Annotated in this window: 2 protein-coding genes; both read left to right on the forward strand. The window is 68.9% G+C overall.

Features of this window, described 5'->3' with window-relative positions:
- On the forward strand, positions 1–301 hold a 301-nt coding region (locus tag AC1D2K_RS34230; protein ID WP_478094824.1), incomplete at its 5' end, for a helix-turn-helix domain-containing protein.
- Between the two features lie 127 nt (positions 302–428).
- Positions 429–1,729, forward strand: a 1,301-nt coding sequence (locus AC1D2K_RS34235) for a DNA translocase FtsK (protein WP_478094826.1), incomplete at its 3' end; no start/stop codon positions are given.

Raw genomic sequence — 1,729 nt, forward strand, 5'->3', positions numbered from 1 at the left:
CTACAACATCATGCGCGGCCTGGTGGCGCGCCTGCGTCACGCCGATCGCAAGATCGAGTCGCTGGCGCTGATGGACGTCTATGGCCGCGTGGCGCGCTCGCTGCTCGAGTTCGCGGTCGACGATGGCGAGGGCAACCTCAAGGTGCGCGACAAGATCTCGCGCCAGGACCTGGCCAAGATGGTCGGCGCCTCGCGCGAGATGGTAAGCCGCGTCATGAAGGATCTGGAGGAGCGTGGCTTCGTCCAGACCCAGCCCGACGGCTCGATGATCGTCAAGGAACGACTCTCATCGCTCACCTGACCGTCAGGCCGGCGGCGCCGCAGCGCGCCGGCCACCACGTCGCCGGCCCTGACAACGCGGCCGCGGGCGTTTTCGTTGTAGTTTTTCCGAGCCTGCCCGCCGTCGCGGGCCGGCCGGCGTGCCTTTCATGACTTATTCGCTCAATACCCTTCAAAACGCCTCGGCCGGCGAGGCGCAGCCGGTGCGGCTGCGCGCGATGCGTTTCGCGCACGAGATCACCCTGATCGCGGGGTTCGTGGTGCTCTTGTTCTGGCTGCTCGCGATGCTGAGCTTCACGCCCTCGGACGCCGCCTGGTCGACGTCGGGCACCGGTGGCGAGATCAAGAACTGGGGCGGCCGCATCGGCGCCTGGCTGGCCGACGCGAGCTACTTCCTGGCCGGCTACTCGGTCTGGTGGTGCCTGGCGGCCGGGCTGCGCGTCTGGCTGTCCTCCCTGGCCGGCTGGATGCGTGGCGGCGAGGAAGCCCCGGGCGAGCAGCCGCCGCGCGGCCCCTTCAACCGCAGCCGTCTCGCCTTCTGGTTCGGCCTGATCCTGCTGCTCTGCGCGAGCGCGATGCTCGAATGGTCGCGCCTCTACCGGCTCGAGTTCCGCCTGCCGGGACACGGCGGCGGCGTGCTCGGCTACCTGGTCGGGCCGGCGAGTGTCAAGTGGATGGGCTTCACCGGCTCGGCGCTGATCGCGATCGCCGCTGGCGTGATCGGCTCGGCGCTGGTGTTTCGCTTCTCCTGGGGCCAGATCGCCGAACGCATCGGGACGCGCCTGTATTCGCTGTTCGAGTCGCGGCGCGAAAAGCGCGAGATCGCGCAGGACATCGCGATGGGCAAGCAGGCGGTGCGCGAGCGCGAAGAGCTGTCCGCCGTCGACCCGGGTCTCGAGCCCGAGGCGCCCGACGAGGAGCTGCGCATCATTCCGCGGCTCAAGCGCCGCGCGCCCTCGCCGCCGGTGCAGATCGAGCCGGCCCTGGCCGAAGTGCCCAAGAGCGACCGGGTGGCCAAGGAGCGCCAGAAGCCGCTGTTCCGCGAGCTGCCCGACAGCAAGCTGCCGCAGGTCGACCTGCTCGAYGCCGCGCAGGCACGCCAGGAAACCGTCTCGCCCGACACGCTCGAGATGACCTCGCGCATGATCGAGAAGAAGCTCAAGGACTTCGGCGTCGAGGTGCGCGTGGTGCTGGCCTCGCCGGGCCCGGTGATCACCCGCTACGAGATCGAGCCGGCCACCGGCGTCAAGGGCTCGCAGATCGTGGGTCTCGCGAAGGACCTGGCGCGTTCGCTCTCCCTGGTGTCGATCCGCGTGGTCGAGACCATTCCCGGCAAGAACTTCATGGCGCTCGAGTTGCCGAACGCGAAGCGGCAGTCGATCAGGCTCAGCGAAATCCTGGGCTCGCAGGTCTACAACGAGGGCAAGTCGATGCTCACGATGGGCCTGGG

This window comes from Variovorax sp. P1_H12_2, assembly GCF_056405335.1.